Source organism: Sulfitobacter dubius, assembly GCF_900113435.1.
GTDB classification, from domain to species: Bacteria; Pseudomonadota; Alphaproteobacteria; order Rhodobacterales; family Rhodobacteraceae; genus Sulfitobacter; species Sulfitobacter dubius.
In genome coordinates, this window is record NZ_FOPG01000001.1 from 1,380,215 (window position 1) to 1,395,585 (window position 15,371).

Annotated in this window: 16 protein-coding genes and 1 tRNA gene; 8 read left to right on the forward strand and 9 right to left on the reverse strand. The window is 59.3% G+C overall.

The features are described from left to right. The first annotated feature begins 64 nt into the window (after positions 1-64). The 6 genes from BM229_RS06705 (at position 65) to dtd (ending at position 4,911) form a co-directional block, all read left to right on the forward strand. Positions 65-847: a DUF2927 domain-containing protein gene (locus BM229_RS06705; RefSeq protein ID WP_338117454.1), complete on the forward strand. Its 783-nt coding sequence runs from the start codon at positions 65-67 to the stop codon at positions 845-847. Between the two features lie 35 nt (positions 848-882). Continuing rightward, complete coding sequence (locus tag BM229_RS06710; protein ID WP_093926838.1) at positions 883-2,004, forward strand: SPFH domain-containing protein; 1,122 nt, start codon at positions 883-885, stop codon at positions 2,002-2,004. 52 nt (positions 2,005-2,056) lie between these two features. Then, on the forward strand, positions 2,057-2,605 hold the full coding sequence (locus tag BM229_RS06715; protein WP_093927249.1) for a cytochrome b/b6 domain-containing protein: 549 nt from the start codon (positions 2,057-2,059) through the stop codon (positions 2,603-2,605). A 71-nt stretch (positions 2,606-2,676) separates the two neighbouring features. Then, positions 2,677-3,789 carry a TFIIB-type zinc finger domain-containing protein gene (locus BM229_RS06720; RefSeq protein WP_093926839.1) on the forward strand — a complete coding sequence of 371 codons (1,113 nt, stop codon included), beginning with the start codon at positions 2,677-2,679 and terminating at the stop codon, positions 3,787-3,789. Then, the gene (locus BM229_RS06725; protein ID WP_093926840.1) at positions 3,786-4,463 is read left to right on the forward strand and encodes a nitroreductase; all 678 of its coding nucleotides are present in this window, start codon (positions 3,786-3,788) and stop codon (positions 4,461-4,463) included. Before BM229_RS06720 ends, BM229_RS06725 begins: the two co-directional genes overlap by 4 nt. A 1-nt stretch (position 4,464) precedes the next feature. Beyond that, on the forward strand, positions 4,465-4,911 hold the full coding sequence (dtd, locus tag BM229_RS06730) for a D-aminoacyl-tRNA deacylase (RefSeq protein WP_093926841.1): 447 nt from the start codon (positions 4,465-4,467) through the stop codon (positions 4,909-4,911). A gap of 190 nt (positions 4,912-5,101) precedes the next feature. Here dtd and BM229_RS06735 read toward each other — a convergent pair whose 3' ends face one another. The 8 genes from BM229_RS06735 to BM229_RS06775 all read right to left on the reverse strand — a co-directional run bounded on the left by BM229_RS06735 (position 5,102) and on the right by BM229_RS06775 (position 13,221). Next, on the reverse strand, positions 5,102-5,362 hold the full coding sequence (locus BM229_RS06735; RefSeq protein ID WP_093926842.1) for a hypothetical protein: 261 nt from the start codon (positions 5,360-5,362) through the stop codon (positions 5,102-5,104). Then, positions 5,352-5,594 carry a DUF1127 domain-containing protein gene (locus tag BM229_RS06740; protein ID WP_093926843.1) on the reverse strand — a complete coding sequence of 81 codons (243 nt, stop codon included), beginning with the start codon at positions 5,592-5,594 and terminating at the stop codon, positions 5,352-5,354. Before BM229_RS06740 ends, BM229_RS06735 begins: the two co-directional genes overlap by 11 nt. 262 nt (positions 5,595-5,856) lie before the next feature. Then, on the reverse strand, positions 5,857-7,737 hold the full coding sequence (locus BM229_RS06745; protein WP_093926844.1) for an acyl-CoA synthetase: 1,881 nt from the start codon (positions 7,735-7,737) through the stop codon (positions 5,857-5,859). 147 nt (positions 7,738-7,884) lie between these two features. After that, positions 7,885-9,693, reverse strand: coding sequence for an ABC transporter transmembrane domain-containing protein (locus BM229_RS06750; RefSeq protein ID WP_093926845.1), 1,809 nt, complete (start codon positions 9,691-9,693; stop codon positions 7,885-7,887). Positions 9,694-9,829: 136 nt separating this feature from the next. Further along, positions 9,830-10,840 carry a purine-nucleoside phosphorylase gene (locus BM229_RS06755; protein WP_093926846.1) on the reverse strand — a complete coding sequence of 337 codons (1,011 nt, stop codon included), beginning with the start codon at positions 10,838-10,840 and terminating at the stop codon, positions 9,830-9,832. Positions 10,841-11,107: 267 nt separating this feature from the next. Continuing rightward, positions 11,108-11,181: transfer RNA gene (locus BM229_RS06760), tRNA-Gly, on the reverse strand. A gap of 177 nt (positions 11,182-11,358) precedes the next feature. Continuing rightward, positions 11,359-12,255 carry a lysozyme inhibitor LprI family protein gene (locus BM229_RS06765; protein WP_167360202.1) on the reverse strand — a complete coding sequence of 299 codons (897 nt, stop codon included), beginning with the start codon at positions 12,253-12,255 and terminating at the stop codon, positions 11,359-11,361. Between the two features lie 426 nt (positions 12,256-12,681). Further along, entirely contained in the window at positions 12,682-13,221 is a 540-nt protein-coding gene (locus BM229_RS06775; protein ID WP_093926849.1) for a lysozyme inhibitor LprI family protein, read from the reverse strand. Between the two features lie 214 nt (positions 13,222-13,435). Between BM229_RS06775 and BM229_RS18350 the strand changes: the two genes are divergently transcribed. After that, on the forward strand, positions 13,436-13,711 hold the full coding sequence (locus tag BM229_RS18350) for a helix-turn-helix transcriptional regulator (protein ID WP_244152129.1): 276 nt from the start codon (positions 13,436-13,438) through the stop codon (positions 13,709-13,711). 218 nt (positions 13,712-13,929) lie between these two features. Here the strand turns inward: BM229_RS18350 and BM229_RS06785 are convergent, their stop codons facing one another. After that, a complete protein-coding gene (locus BM229_RS06785; RefSeq protein ID WP_093926851.1) occupies positions 13,930-14,838 on the reverse strand; it encodes a LysR family transcriptional regulator in 909 nt (302 codons plus the stop codon). A 123-nt stretch (positions 14,839-14,961) separates the two neighbouring features. On the opposite strand from BM229_RS06785, the gene BM229_RS06790 reads away from it, so the two are divergent. Then, positions 14,962-15,360 (forward strand): RidA family protein, encoded by a 399-nt coding sequence (locus BM229_RS06790; protein ID WP_093926852.1) that lies wholly within the window; start codon positions 14,962-14,964, stop codon positions 15,358-15,360. Positions 15,361-15,371: the final 11 nt, after the last annotated feature.

Below are 15,371 nucleotides of genomic sequence, written 5' to 3' on the forward strand. Positions count from 1 at the left end.
ACGCCCGGCTGAGCCAGCTCCGCGCCCACCCGAGGTTGCCAAACCCACATCTCAAAAAAGCGCAATGCTGCGCAGCTATTTGCATCAGGTTGAAAAGGCGCAACTGGGCCAAGACCTGCTGCGCCAAGACGGCGGCGGGCCCGACACGCCTTTCACCAGCGACATGCTGGCGCGGAACTTTGAACAGATCGCGCTTTATAATGAGTACGACGGCAATTTTTCGGGCCAAGGCGGTGCAAGCCCGCTGCGCCGCTGGGAAGCGCCAGTGCATATGGGGATCATCTTTGGCGATAGCATCCCCCCTTCGCAGCGCCGCTCTGACACGGCCCACATCAAAGCGTTTGCCCGACGTCTTTCACGGGTCACCGGGCATCCGGTTTCGACCAGTGGCACGTCTAATTTCATGGTGATCGTCGCCTCAGAGGATGACCGCGTCGAAGCATTGACCCAAGCCGCCGAAAAGGTCGCGGGTGTCAGCCCTTCATCGCTCCGCGCGATGCGCAACATGCGCCGCGACACCTATTGCGCCGTAGCGGCCTATGCAGCGGGCGACAATCCCAACGTCTACACCGCCGCCGTCGCGGTGATCCGGTCGGAAAATCCTGAACTGTTGCGGCTATCGTGCATTCACGAAGAACTGGCTCAGGGGCTGGGTCTGGCCAACGACAGCCCCAGTGCGCGGCCATCAATCTTTAACGATGACGACGAATTCGCCCTGCTCACCAAACATGACGAGCTTCTGCTTAAGATTCTCTATGACGCGCGGCTGCGCCCCGGTATGACGGCAGAGCAGGTCAACCCGATCAGCCGGATCATCGCGCGCGAGTTGACGGACGGGCCGGTGTAGCGCACCTTTACGACGAAAAAATAAGGACCATTCCCATGGGCATTTTCGATTTCCTCTCTGGCCAGTTCATCGACGTCATTCACTGGACCGACGACACCCGCGACACGATGGTCTGGCGGTTTGAGCGTGAAGACCATGAGATCAAATACGGCGCCAAGCTGACGGTGCGCGAGGGGCAAGCCGCGGTCTTTGTGCATGAGGGGCAGCTAGCGGATGTCTTCACCCCCGGTCTCTATATGCTTGAGACCAACAACATGCCGATTATGACCTCTCTTCAGCATTGGGATCACGGCTTCAAAAGCCCGTTCAAATCCGAAATCTACTTCGTCAACACGACCCGGTTTAACGATCTGAAATGGGGCACCAAGAACCCGATCATCGCCCGCGATCCTGAGTTTGGCCCCGTGCGCCTGCGGGCCTATGGCACCTATTCGGTGCGGGTAAGCGACCCCGCGAAATTCTTGACCGAGATCGTCGGCACCGATGGTGAATTCACCATGGATGAAATCTCTTACCAAATCCGTAACATCATCGTTCAAGCCTTCTCACGCACGCTGGCATCCTCTGGCATTCCGGTGCTCGACATGGCCGCCAACACGCGCGAGTTGGGGCAGTTGGTGGGCAAGGATATCGCCGCGCAAATCGCGGAATACGGGCTGGCGATGCCCGAGCTATACATCGAAAACATCTCGCTCCCGCCTGCGGTAGAAGCGGTGATGGACAAGCGCACTTCGATGGGTGTGGTCGGAAATCTCAACGAATACATGCAGTTCCAAGCCGCCGAAGCCCTTGGCCGCGATGGTGCGGGCGGTGCGGCGATGCAAACCGGCCTTGGCGCCGGGTTGGGGATGAGCATGGCCCAAGCCGCCACTGCGCAGGCCGGCCCGTGGGGCGCGCGCCCTGCCCCGACTGCCGCCGCCCCCGTGCCGCCGCCCCCACCGCCGGTCGAAAAAGTCTGGCATATCGCCAAGGATGGCGCGACCTCTGGCCCCTTCTCCAAGGCCGCTATGGGGCGCAAGGTGACTGACGGCAGCCTTGGACGCGATTCTCTGGTCTGGACACCGGGCCAAGACGGCTGGCAGCGGGCCGAGGATGTGGCCGAACTGGCGCAACTTTTCACCGTGATGCCACCTCCCCCGCCGCCACCCACGGCATGATCTGGTGGCGCGCCAAGTGAAACTTTTGCGCGCGCCTGCCCGTGGTTTTCCCATGATCACGCGCCTCAAATTTCCGCACCGCCGCAGCGCCCTCAAGGTGCTGCATTGGTCGATGGTGCCGCTGCTGATTTGGTTCATCCTCGTGACCCCCGCCGATGTGCTGCCCTTTGGCCGCACGGCCTTTCGCATTCATTCGTTGCTGGGGCTGGTCTTTGTCACCGCCTGTCTGCTCTGGACCGCCGATTACCTGCGCCGGGGTCTTGCCAGCCGACCGGGGCCAAAACTTCCGCCTTGGGCGCGGCGGGCGCACCAATGGATGCATAAGGCGCTGATTTGGGGGCTGTTTGGCGTGGCACTGACGGGGTTCGGCCTTGGCCTTACCGCACCACGGCTGTTCATGGCGGGCGATCTGGTGCCGGTGGCCCCACCGCTGAACCTGCCGCGTGCGCATGATCTGATTGGCAAAATCCACATCTATGAATTCTACCTGCTCGCCGCCATCGCGGGTGCCCATGCGCTGTTTCATCTTTGGCGTCACCTGCGCCTGCGCGACAACGCACTGCGGATCATGGCGCCGAAATGCTTGCACCGCTTTTTGTGAGGTTCAAGGTCTGGCCCATGCCCTCCAAGGCCGCTAGGCTCCGCCGCGACTGACCTTGCAAAGCATATCCCATGTCCGCCACCGATCTACCCCCCGCCGCCCCGCTTGAAGAGCACCGTTTTCCCTGTGACACCTGCGGCTCTGACATGCGCTTTGACCCGGCGCGGTCGCTGCTGATCTGCGATCATTGCGGCAATGTCGAACCGATCGACGGCACAGGCCGCCACGCCCATGCCATCGCCGAGCAAGATTTCCGCGCAGGCTTGCAATCCGCCCTGCCCGCTGCCGAAATGGAAGAGACCCGCGTCACCACCTGCCCCAATTGCGCAGCCGAGGTAGAGTTCGCCCCCGGTAAACACGCCCGTGAATGCCCCTTCTGCGCCACGCCCATCGTGATTGATACCGGCACCAACCGCCATATCAAACCCCGCGCCGTGCTGCCCTTTGCCCTGTCCGAAGAACGCGCCCGCAATGCCATGAAAGATTGGCTCGGCAGCCTGTGGTTCGCCCCCAACGGCTTGCAGCAATACGCGCGTAAGGGCCGCCGGATGCAGGGCATCTATGTGCCCTTTTGGACCTATGACGCGCAGACGGCATCAAGCTATCGCGGGGAACGTGGCACGGTCTATTACGTCACCCGCACCGTCATGCGCGATGGCAAGCGGGTGCAGCAGCAGGTGCCGAAAATCCGCTGGCGGGCCGCTTCGGGCCGGGTGGCACGCTTCTTTGACGACGTGCTGGTGCTGGCCTCCCGGTCTCTGCCCAAGAAACACACCGATGCGCTGCACCCTTGGGACCTCTCGGCGCTGGAGCCCTATGCGCCTGAGTATCTCGCCGGTTTCCGGGCCGAGGCTTATGGCATCACGCTGGAGGAAGGCTTCGTTCAGGCGCGCGCCCATATGGACCGGGTCATCGAGCGGGACGTGAAGTTCGACATTGGCGGGGACCGTCAGCGCGTGCATGATATCAACACGCAGATCAGTGACGTGACCTTCAAACATATCCTGCTACCGGTCTGGCTTGCCGCCTATAAATACCGCGGCAAGACCTATCGTTTCGTGGTCAACGGCCATTCCGGCAAGGTGCGGGGCGAACGCCCCTATTCCGCGATCAAGATCACTTTCGCCGTGGTGCTGGGGCTGATCGCCGCCGCCATCGTCGGCTATTTCATGGCACAGCAATGACCCAGAGCTACGACCAGTTTTCCGATCTCTTGCAGGCCCGCTATTCCTGCCGCGCCTTTCGGCCCGACCCGCTGCCGGAGGCAACCATCACCCAGATCGTCAGCGCCGCGCGCCATGTGCCCTCGTGGTGCAACGCCCAGCCATGGCAAGTGACCGTGACGCGGGGCGCTGGCACCGAGGCGATCCCCGCCGCACTCCTCAAAGCTGCGAGCGAGGGCGCCCCGGTTGAACCCGATCTACCATGGCCCACAGGCTACTCCGGCGCCTATGCCGAGCGGCGTCGCACCTGCGGGTTCCAGCTCTATGATGCGGTGGGCATCGCTAAGTCTGACCACGATGCACGCAAGGCGCAGATGCTGCGCAACTACGCGCTCTTTGACGCGCCACATGTGGCCATCGTGAGCTCCCCTGCCGAGCTTGGCCCCTATGGCGCGATGGATTGCGGCGGCTTTGTCACCGCCTTTACCCTTGCGGCGACCGCGCTTGGCGTGGCCAGCATCCCGCAGGCTGCCATTGCTGCCTATGCGCCCTTGGTGCGTGAAGTGCTTGACCTGCCCGAAGATCGGCTGGTGCTCTGCGCCATATCATTCGGATATGCAGACCCAGATCACCCGGCCAATGCCTTTCGTACCGAACGGGCGGCCCCCTCAGACATTATTGACTGGAAAGACTAACATGCGCGCATTGCTGCAACGGGTGACCGAGGCGTCAGTCACGGTCGAAGGTGAGATCATCGGAGAGATCGGCCCCGGCCTGCTGATCCTCGTTTGCGCCATGCCCGAGGACACGGAAGAAACGGCTGAGAAGCTGGCGCTGAAAATCTCGAAACTGCGGCTTTTCAAGGACGAAGGCGGCAAGATGAACCTGAGCCTCGCTCAAACCGGCGGCGCGGCCTTGGTGGTGAGCCAATTCACCCTTGCCGCAGATACATCCCGCGGCAACCGCCCCGGCTTTTCCTGCGCGGCAAAGCCCGACATGGCCGAAGCGCTTTATACGCATTTCGCCCGCAGTCTCACCACCTTGGATATTCCAGTTCAGACGGGACGGTTCGGCGCGGATATGTCAGTGGCGCTGGTCAATGACGGGCCAGTGACCCTATGGCTCGACAGCGCGGCACCTTGATCTAACGCGGGGAAAGCATGGGCCGGCAAGCTTGGGAGGAGGTAAGCTTGCCGGCCGGTATAACGGGTCCGGGAGGAGGAGGACCGTTAAAATGCGGTGTCAGATCATCCCGGGAAGGAGCGGGGTCCGGCACCTGACAATGCAGCGCTATTGCGCGACATTGATCTCTGAAGGTCGAAAGCCCTAAGGCTTACAAACCGTCGTATTCTTCGGTAACCAGTGCTTCGGCGTGCTGCGGGATCTGGTTCCGGTCGATGCCCGCGCGCTCTAGCTGAGCGTCGCTCATGCTGTTGAGGACGGACTGCATCCGCGAAATCTGCATCTGGGTCACGCCGCGTGCCAGCAAGCTGCCGACTTTGCCAGCTGCGGTGCCGAGGGCACCAACAACAGGCGCTGTCGCGTCGCGGAAAGAAAAGCCGTGGGGGGCGCTAAGGGTGTTGTTATACTTCATAGGTCTGCTCCTTTGAAAGTTCTTCCGACGCCACACGCCGGATGTCGCACCGCGCGATGCCGATATCGGACAGTTCGCGATCGCTCAGTACGTTAAGTTCTGTGAAAGTTCGGTCGTAAGCTGCGCGCCGGGCCTTGATCTGGGCCACACGACGACGCATGCCGTCAAAAGTGTGCTGAAGCCCATCGAGCGCGGAGCTCAGGGTAGTGCCACGTGAGATTGCCATCGTCATAAGCGCAACTCCTTTCAGAATGCTGCAAGTGCATTGTTAAATGCTGCAATGCAGAAGTAGTACGCTCTGACCCTAGTTTGAACCCGCAGAATTTGCATAGGCGCTATGCCTGACGCGAAAGGCCCACCCCTAACTATGTGCAAAAAAGCCTAAATTTTTTGCGCCGATCCACAGGAATTGTGCATCGGCGCAACGCAGCAGGGCTGCAAACAGGGATTTGAGTGGTAAGAGGGCGGATCAGCCGCCCCCGAAGCTGAGTCGTTTAGCTCACGGGTTCCCAAGGGCGCGTATAGGCGCTAAGCACTTTACCGACGTCATCGTGCGATGCACCGTTCATCGTCACCTTGGCCACCAAACCGCGCTTCTTGTTGTCCTCAATCTCAGTTACCCGCGCGGCGCAGCCGGCTTTCTCTAGGCTGCCATTGTAAACCCGCGTGATCGCATCTTTACGCAGGTCGGGCTTAAAGATCTTGCCAACGGCGGTCTTCGGCAACTCATCCATGATCTTGAGGTGCTTTGGCTGCGCCGCACGTTCGGCAACCTTCTCCCGCGCAAAGGCGAGCAGCTCTTCCTCGGTCACATTGGCACCGTCCACCAGTTCGACGAAGGCGCAGGGCACCTCGCCCGCATGGGCGTCGGGTTGGCCGATGGCCCCGGCAAAGGCGACGGCCTCATGGCCCAACAGCGCCTCTTCAATCTCAGCAGGGTCGATGTTGTGCCCGCCACGAATGATCAGGTCTTTGGCACGCCCGGTGATCCAGATGTAGCCGTCGTTGTCGATCCGGCCCAAATCACCGGTGCGCAGGTACTTCCCATGATAGAAGAGGTCTTTGTTCTTTTCTTCTTCGACATAAGTATGGCCCGCAAAGACACCGGGGTTCGACACGCAGATCTCGCCGATCTCATCGACATCCGCGTCAACCGGTCCGTCCGCCGTGCCCTTGATGATCCGCACATCCGAATAGGGAAAGGCGACGCCGATAGAGCCAACCTTTTTGACACCATCCGGTGGGTTACAGGACACAAGGCACGTCGCCTCTGTCAGGCCATAGCCCTCAATCAACGTGATGCCTGTGGCCTTTTCAAAGCGGCGGAAGAGTTCCAGCGGCAGCGGGGCCGAGCCGGAGAAGGCGGTCTTCACAGTACTGACATCCGCATCAATTGGGCGCTGCATCTTGGCCGAAATGGCGGTGGGCACGGTGATGATAAAGGTGATTTTCCACCGTTCAATCAGCTTCCAGAAGTTGTCGAACACCCCGTCGCCGCGATAGCCCTGCGGCGTGGGAAAGACCACATGCGCGCCTGATGCCACGGCGGCCATCAGGATCACATGGCAGGCAAAGACGTGGAACAGCGGCAGCGGACACATGATATTGTCCTCTTCCGAGAACAGCAGGCGGTGCCCCAGCCAACCGTTATAGATCAGCCCGGAATATTTGTGCTGCGCCACTTTCGGCATCCCGGTGGTGCCACCGGTGTGGAAATAGCAGGCAACGCGGTCTTCTTGCACATCCTCAAAGTTGAGCGAGGTGTTTTGTTTGGCGATCTCGGCGTTAAAGCTCAGGTACTTCGCCTGATTGTTCACCATCCCCTTGGGCCGAACCAGCGGGACGATCCAGCTTTTCGGTGGGGTGAGATAGCGGACCAGATCAACTTCGAGTACCGTATGCACCTTGGGCGCAAGCCGCACCGCCTCGGCAGTCTTTTGGGCCACATCCGTCTTCGGGAAAGGCCGCAGAGTGACGACGACCGATGCGCCAACTTCGCGCAGGATCGCGCCGATTTGTTCGGCATCCAGCAGCGGGTTGATCGGGCTGACGATCCCGGCCACGGCTCCGCCCAGCAGGGTGATGGTCGTCTCGTTACAGTTCGGCAGCACATAGGCCACAACGTCTTTTTCGCCAACGCCCAGGCTGCGGAACAGGTTCGCAGCCTGCGTCACACGGCCATGCAACTCTTTCCAAGTCAGCGTTTCCGCCTTGTCCTTGGGGCCCGAGAAAATCTGATAGCTGACGGCGTTGTGGTTGGGGAATTTCGCGGTCGTATTGCTTAGCATCCCATAGAGCGTCTTGGCCACGTCTCGGTCTTCCCACGGCATTTCCGCGGCGATGGCATTGCGGTCTTCGATCCCGGCGAATGTCATGGTGTCTACTCCCCTATGCCGGTGTTCCGGCTTGTTCTCCGTGCTCAGATTGCGGCGAAACGCGCCATTTCGCAAGCAATCGGCGGCAACAGACGCAACGTCACACCAAGTTGACGTAACACCGGAGTGGCGCGGTTCAAGAGCAGATCAGGCGGCAGCGGCCCCATCAGTAAATTGCAAACGCGCCAAACGCGCATAAAGCCCATCACTGGCGACCAATTCATCATGTGTGCCGATGGCGGCAATCCGCCCGGCTTCCATCACCACGATGCGGTCGGCCTTTTTCACCGTGGCCAAACGATGCGCGACGATGAGCGTCGTGCGGTCGGCACTCAGGCGGTCCACAGCGGCCTGCACCAGCCCTTCGCTTTCGGAATCCAGCGCACTTGTCGCCTCGTCCAGCAGCAACACCGGCGCATCGCGCAGAATGGCGCGGGCGATGGCGATCCGCTGCTTTTGCCCGCCTGACAACATCACGCCGCGTTCGCCCAGATAGCTGTCATACCCTTCAGGCAGTGCGGCGATGAAACCATGCGCGGCGGCGGCACGCGCGGCTTGCTCTACCTCGGCATCGCTGGCGTCGGGCCGGCCAAAGCGGATGTTCTCAGCAGCGGTCGCGGCAAAGATTACCGGGTCTTGCGGCACCAAGGCTACGGCCCGGCGGAAATGATCCCGTGCCACATCCCGAAGGTCCACACCATCAAGCGTGATGCGGCCGGTTTGCGGATCATAGAACCGTAGGATCATTTGAATGATTGTCGTCTTCCCCGCGCCTGACGGTCCGACGAAAGCCACCGTTTCACCGGGGTTGATCACCAGATTAATTCCGTCCAATGCCGCCACATCAGGCCGTGCCGGATAGGTGAATTGTACGTTCTCAAACGTGATCTTGCCCGCGACGGGGTCCGGCAGACGGGCTTGCGCGTCGGCGGATGGGTCTTTCACGCTGTCTTCGGTTTGCAGCAGATCAACCAGCCGTTCCGTGGCACCTGCCGCGCGCTGCAACTCACCCCAGATCTCTGACAGGGCAGCGACGGCACCTGCGACCATGACCGCATAGATCACGAATTGCACCAGCGCGCCCGCGCTCATCACATCGGCGCGCACGTCCCGCGCCCCGATCCAAAGCACGCCGACCACGCCGGAAAATACCAGAAAGATAACGATCATCGTCATTGCCGCGCGGGTCTTGATCCGGCGTTGCGCCGCATCAAAAGAGGCTTCGGTCATCTGCGCAAATTGGCCTCGGCTGGCCGTCTCATGGGTAAAGGCTTGCACGGTTTGTACCGCGCCTAATGTCTCTGATGCATTGCCCGAACTGGCGGCGATCCAATCTTGGTTCTCACGGCTCAGCACACGCAGACGGCGGCCCAGCGTCAAAATGGGGATCACCACTGCAGGCACGATCAGCAGCACCAGACCCGTCAACTTGGCAGAGGTCAGCAGCATTAGCCCCAGCCCGCCCACAAAGATTAACAGGTTGCGCAGCGCGATGGACACCGAAGAGCCGATTACCGACAGGATCAGCGTGGTGTCGGTGGTGATGCGGCTTAGGACTTCGCCCGTCATGATGCGCTCATAGAACGACGGGCTCATCCCGATCACCCGGTCAAACACCGCGCGCCGGATATCGGCCACGACCCTTTCGCCCAGCCGTGTAACCAGCGCATAGCGCAGGCCGGTGCCCACAGCGAGCAACCCGGCAATGATCAATGCTGCGATGAAATACTGGTCCAACAACTCCGTCTCGCCGGTGCCGAAATTGTCGATCACCCGACGCACAGCCAAGGGCAAAGTGAGCGAGATCATCGCCGTCATGACCAAAGCAGCCCCGGCGGCAACCATCAACCATCGATAGGGACCGAGGAAGGGCGTCAACGCCACCAATGCTCCGATCCGCCGTGACTTTTCGCGTTCATCTTTGGCGGTCGGTGCGGGGGTGGGCGTGCGGGCCATGGGCATTCCTTTGTCTTACGACATGGTCATGGCGCGGGGACTGAGCGGGGTCAAGTAAGACCGCCCCAACGGGACAATCTGCCACCCCTGCCCCTGGGGCGCAAAACAAGACGCCACAGGGTGTTGGTGTGCAAGTTTACTCGCCAGAGTGTGCGGGCACACCGTCTTTCCAGTCGCCCCAGTTGGCGACGATTTGATCGACAAGCGGCGCACCGACGAGGGTGATATTCTCTACCGTTTCGGCAAAGCCACCGGCCGTCTCACCCGGTGCCGGGTCAAGGTGCTCAAGCGTGGTCTCATCCGGGTGGCCTTGATCAAAGTTCACCGCGCCGCGCAGGCTGGCGATCCGGTCTGTGCCGTGCAGACGTTTGATAACCAGCGCGATTGCCGCCGCTTCCATCTCTGTAATCATATAGTCGTCAGCCCCATATAGCTCGGCCATATACTGCGCTTCTTCCGACAAGCCCGGCCCGTGAAAGAAAGTATCGCCTGTCATATGCGTGCCGACCTTAACGCTCGGCGCGGCCTGCGCGGCATCATCTGGATAGCGCTGGCGGTATTGGCGCGCGGAATCGGAATCCTGCATCTCGACATCTTGGGAAAGCTCAACACCCCATGAAACCAGCTGCGCATTCAGCTCAAAGCGGCGGTAATCCTCATAACCTGCGCGCGGCATGAAAACCGGTGCGTCAGGCTCCCCTTCTTCAGGCGCCCAGCGGTGACCAAGATCATAATCCACCAACCAACTGCCCCAGACCACATCACCGATTGTGCCCCGCGATGGGGGTGTGCCCGCCACGCCAGACAACATGAAATAGGTCTGCGAAAAATCGTAAGCCGGGTTCAACAGAATCGCCTGCATGGAAGCCGAAGAGTTCACCTTGCCCATGCCCAATACCGCGCCGCAAACGCCGTCGTCGTTGCAATACATCGAAGAGAATGCCCCCGGCACGTCCTGCGCTTCAGTCTCGGACCAATATCTCTCATACCAATGCTGCAATTCGCCCGCCCGGTCGCCGGTGTTTTCGCCAATCTCAAACATCGCGCCAATGAACACTTTGACGGGCATCGGCTCTTGCGCTGCCAGCGGCATGGCGAATGTGGAAAGGGCCAGAGCGGCAAGGCCCGGTGTGGAATGTTTTGGCATGATGTGTCCTTTAGGAGTGTCGCCCGCACGCAGCGCGCGGATGGCGCAGCTATAGACGTTGACGCAAGGGAAACCAAGCGACCAGCACGCCTTGGGTAGGACCGGCCCAAAGGATCAAGCATATCGCGGAGAGTGGATCGGGCGGCGGGAACCGAACCCTATCATCTGCTTGGAAGACAAGAGATCAAGCGGCAATTCTAGCTATGTTAACAAATATTTACGTCACCACGATGGCTGGCTTTGCAGGTATCATGTCGGGAAAGTTTTTGGAGCGGGCGACGGGAATCGAACCCGTATCATCAGCTTGGAAGGCTGAGGTCTTACCATTACACAACGCCCGCTCAACGAGATCAGTTAGTATTTCATACCTATGGAAGCGTCAAGTACAGCTGCCAGCGATTGTTAGGTTGCAAATCGAAGAGTAACCTTCGGCGCAGAGCGGACGAAACGAGCTTTCGCTGCGGTCACACAGATTTCCGCTTCGGCGAACTGTTCGATAAACGGTGGTTTGTGAAAATCTAACCCTCAAATTCACTAAAGCTTACGACTGCGTTAAGAAACATCATGCGATCAGCTGCATATTCTGCATGACACATTGCAGCTCCCCCATCTGGCGAGAACGGTAATACCCCTTTCATTTTGCAGTCGAGATCACGCGTTTGCGCCCAGCTTCTCTGTGACGCCTCCAGACCTGATAACCATTGTGCATCACCATTGTTTTCGAGTGCCGCAAGCGCCTGCGTGTAAACAACTTCCACAAGGTCTGACCATTGATCGCTTTCTCTTTGCCAACACTGCGTTTTGTCCGAGCTTACGTCGCAAGATCCGTTAATAATCTGACTTTCGCGGTAGGTTCCGATACACTGAGAACTTCCTGCACCATCATAAGGAAGGGCGCGTAGACAGTGTGAGAGAATATCAGTATTTTGTCCGTGCATGAGAGAATTAATCTGACCTATTCCTTCGAGAGGGTCTAAGGGCCACACACTTCCAGCGTCGCACGCGAGCGTAATTGTTGCATTGTTGGGGATTGTAACGACGATTCCACCTTTAGTTCTGCCGTTATAAGGCCCTCGTTCTGTTGATGAAAAAACCTCATAACGGGTGTCACCATTGAATAGGGCTATACTTTCGAAGATGTTCCGACTCGCCCATGCGAAGGGTGTGTAGTCAGCGTCTTCAAGGTTCCGTGTCATCGATAGATCAGCCGCACCCTGCGCCGGGCCGAACTCATATGTAATGTTGCCATTGTTATGGCATAACCCTACTTTACGAGCGCCGCCATCAAATGTGCAGGAGAACAAAAAGTCATCTGCGCTCTCACATGTCTTTGGATTCTGTGCCCCAGCCGTGCTGAAAATAGAGGCAAAAATGACGAAAAGGCCCACCGTGGCTACTTTTTCTATGGTAGGCATTGGGCCCTCCTTAATTTTACAGGTCATACTCTAGAAGCTTACAGGATCGAGAACATGTTCAAGCTGTTCATTGGATCAGTTGTGGTTTGCCTGCTCGCCCAAGGGCACTTTTTATTGCATAGCTGGTTTGAGAGCCTGCCGTTTGCAGATTCATGGGCATATTACCGCAATCTCCATCCGGTAAGGCACGATATCCTGACGGTCATAAGATGGGGTTCTTTGGGAGCATCTATACTCACAGGTACGATAATCATAGCCAAGACTGCGTTACGGTAAGTTCTCTTAGAACTAAGCTCGAAATGCAAAGGTAATGCATCATAAAGGCTCGTTTTGACACGGTGTCAGACAGCTGTTTTGAGGACAAAATGCGAAGCTCTGCAACTATTTTGGTGACTGGTTTGTGTGGCCAACCAAACATTGGCAGCGTCAACGTATGCTGGCATACTCGGTAAGCTGTTCAATGCGGGAAAGCGTCAACTCTACCCTGCAGACAGTGGTAGCGTTTATTGATGCACTTCCGCCAAGAGCTTCCCGCTCCGGAAATTCACAGTGGAGTTTGCGATAGTTTTCAAACGCGATTTGGACCTCTTGAAGAAGTGCGCTTGTTGAGCGATCGCTTTCCAGAGAATTTTCAAGATCAAAGGCTTGCAAATTTGCATCTGCAAGACGGTAAGCCTGAACCATCTCACGTTCGACCTCATCACCAACCGCAAAATAACATTCATTGATTTCTTTTGGGCCACTTCCCGGAACGCTGCATTCTGCGAAATAGTCTGGTTCTACGGCAATTCCATCAGACATCGCGATTGTGGGATTTAGCATCGTGAGCACGACTACTTTGAGTTTCCACATATCAATTTCTCCATCGTTGACAAAAAATGAGTTCGCACAGCCAAGTGCGAAACCCGACCAGCCACCGGCACGCGCGTCGAAGCCGACGTTCGTGCTGTCTGCAGCATCGGTCAATAGGGGCTCGATGAAGGCATTATCCGTATCTGCACAATGTATCACAAACGGTCGTTTTCGGGAAGCCGTGCAGGCGCAGAAACCAGCGCGAGCCGAAGCCGACGGTCAGCAAGCCCAACCTTTATCGGACGGTCAGCCACCAAACTCGACTGCATGGATTACTCATATGCGAATTTGGGCCTCTAGCCGGGCAACTTTTTCGACATCAAGGCTGATGGCAAGATCCGTCGCTTCGGCAATAGTAAAGGCAGCGGGCCTGTCGCGCTCCGACTTTTTCGAGCGGTTTAGAAGGCAGGCTGGTCGCGCACCGATGGAATACGCCACCAAGTGGCGCATGGCCGCGGCCAAGACCTTGCTGCGGCAGGGCGGGCTGACCAAAGCCCAGATCGTTCAGAAGGTCGGCTACGGGTCCGTAAGCGCATTCGGATTGGCATTTGTCCGACACGAGGGCCTGTCAGGTGGCGCGTTTGCGAACAAGGGCGGTGGTTAGAACCGAGGCCCCCCGTCCACCGCCCTGCGTCACTTACCCTTGAGCCGTGTTGAATCTGGGCTCGGTGCAGGCAGCGGCCCGCTCGCCCTACCGAGAGGGCCCTCTCTCCACATCCATCACCTTCGCGTCTGATGACCGATTTCTGAGATTATGGAGCGGTTCGATGCCATTCAGAGCGGCTGACGAAACCGGATGCGGGCTTCACATGTTGCTCGCGGTCACGGGCTGCGGGGGCGACGGCACCAAGCGACCAGCGCCTCGGCGAAGAGGGACATTGCCGGCGACACCTCGCGCGACGGGTAGTAAAGATAAAACCCTGGCAACAATCCGATGTGGTCGTCTAGCACGCTCTCCAGCCGCCCCGCTTGGAGGTCCTCCGCCACCATGTGGTGCCACAGGCAGGCCAGCCCCAGCCCCCGGATCGCGCCCTGCCGCAGCAACGCCCCGTCGTTGAACACCATCGTGGTAGCATCCCGAAACGTCACCTCACCCGTCCGCCCGACGAACCGCCAAGGCATCACGCGGCCCGCCGAATGCATCCGGTAGCCCAGGCAAGCATGCCCCGCCAGGTCCTCCGGCCGGGCCGGCCGTCCGGCCTGATCAAGGTAGTCGGGCGTTGCGACAACCACCGGCCTCGTCTCTTTGGTCAAGCGCCGCGCGATCATGTCTTGCTCCAACCGGTCCCCCATACGGATACCGCCATCGAACCGACCCTGCACCAGGTCTTCCAGCGCATCGGTTGCGGCGATCTCGATCTGGATCCTCGGGTGCGCGGCGCGAAAAGCGGGGAGCATTGGCAGGACAAGCAGTTTAGCCGCGTCGCGCCCCATAGTCAGGCGCAATAGCCCAGAGGGCTGATCCGCCCCGGCCGCTACTTGCGAAAGCGCCGCACTGATCTCGTCGAGCGCCGGGCCGAGGCGCGTCAGCAGGGCCGCCCCGACCGCCGTCGGCGCGACAGAGCGCGTGGTGCGCGACAACAGCCTCTGGCCGATATCGTGCTCCAGTCGCCTGATGGCATGGCTAAGTGCCGATTGCGTCACGCCCAGATCGGCGGCCGCGCGGGTAAAGCTTCCGTGCTCGGCCACCACGCGCAACGCGGCAAGGGTATCGAGGCGGTTACGCGCCATTCATGACTCCATTTCATTGACCCCAGAGAAATGACGGACTTCTGGCGCGAATGAAAGAACCGTACCTCAATCCTATGAACAATAACTGCAGCTCTTTAGCCGTCCCGACGGAAAGGACATCAGATGACCGCCATGATCACCCGCCTCAACCCCAGCTCGCTGCCCGACACCAGCGCCGCTGGCTACGCGCAGATTTCTATCGCACACCCGGGGCGCATGGCCTTCGTCTCTGGACAAGTGGCTGGTGCAGAGGCCGTGGCAAAGGGCTTTGAGGCGCAGGTCGCCGACGTGATACTAAAGGCTCATGCTGCGCTCTTCGCGCTGGAGACCACGCCCGAAGATATTGTTTTGGCACGCGTCTACGTTGTCGGTCTGGACGAGGTCCGGCTGGGCATCTGCGTTGCGCAGTTCAACGCTTTCTGCAACGGCGCCACGCCGTCGCTCACAGGTGTCGGTGTGGCCGCACTGGCCGGTCCAGGTCTGCTGGTCGAGATGGAATTGCAGGTCCTGCTGGGCGACTGAGGCGACCATAG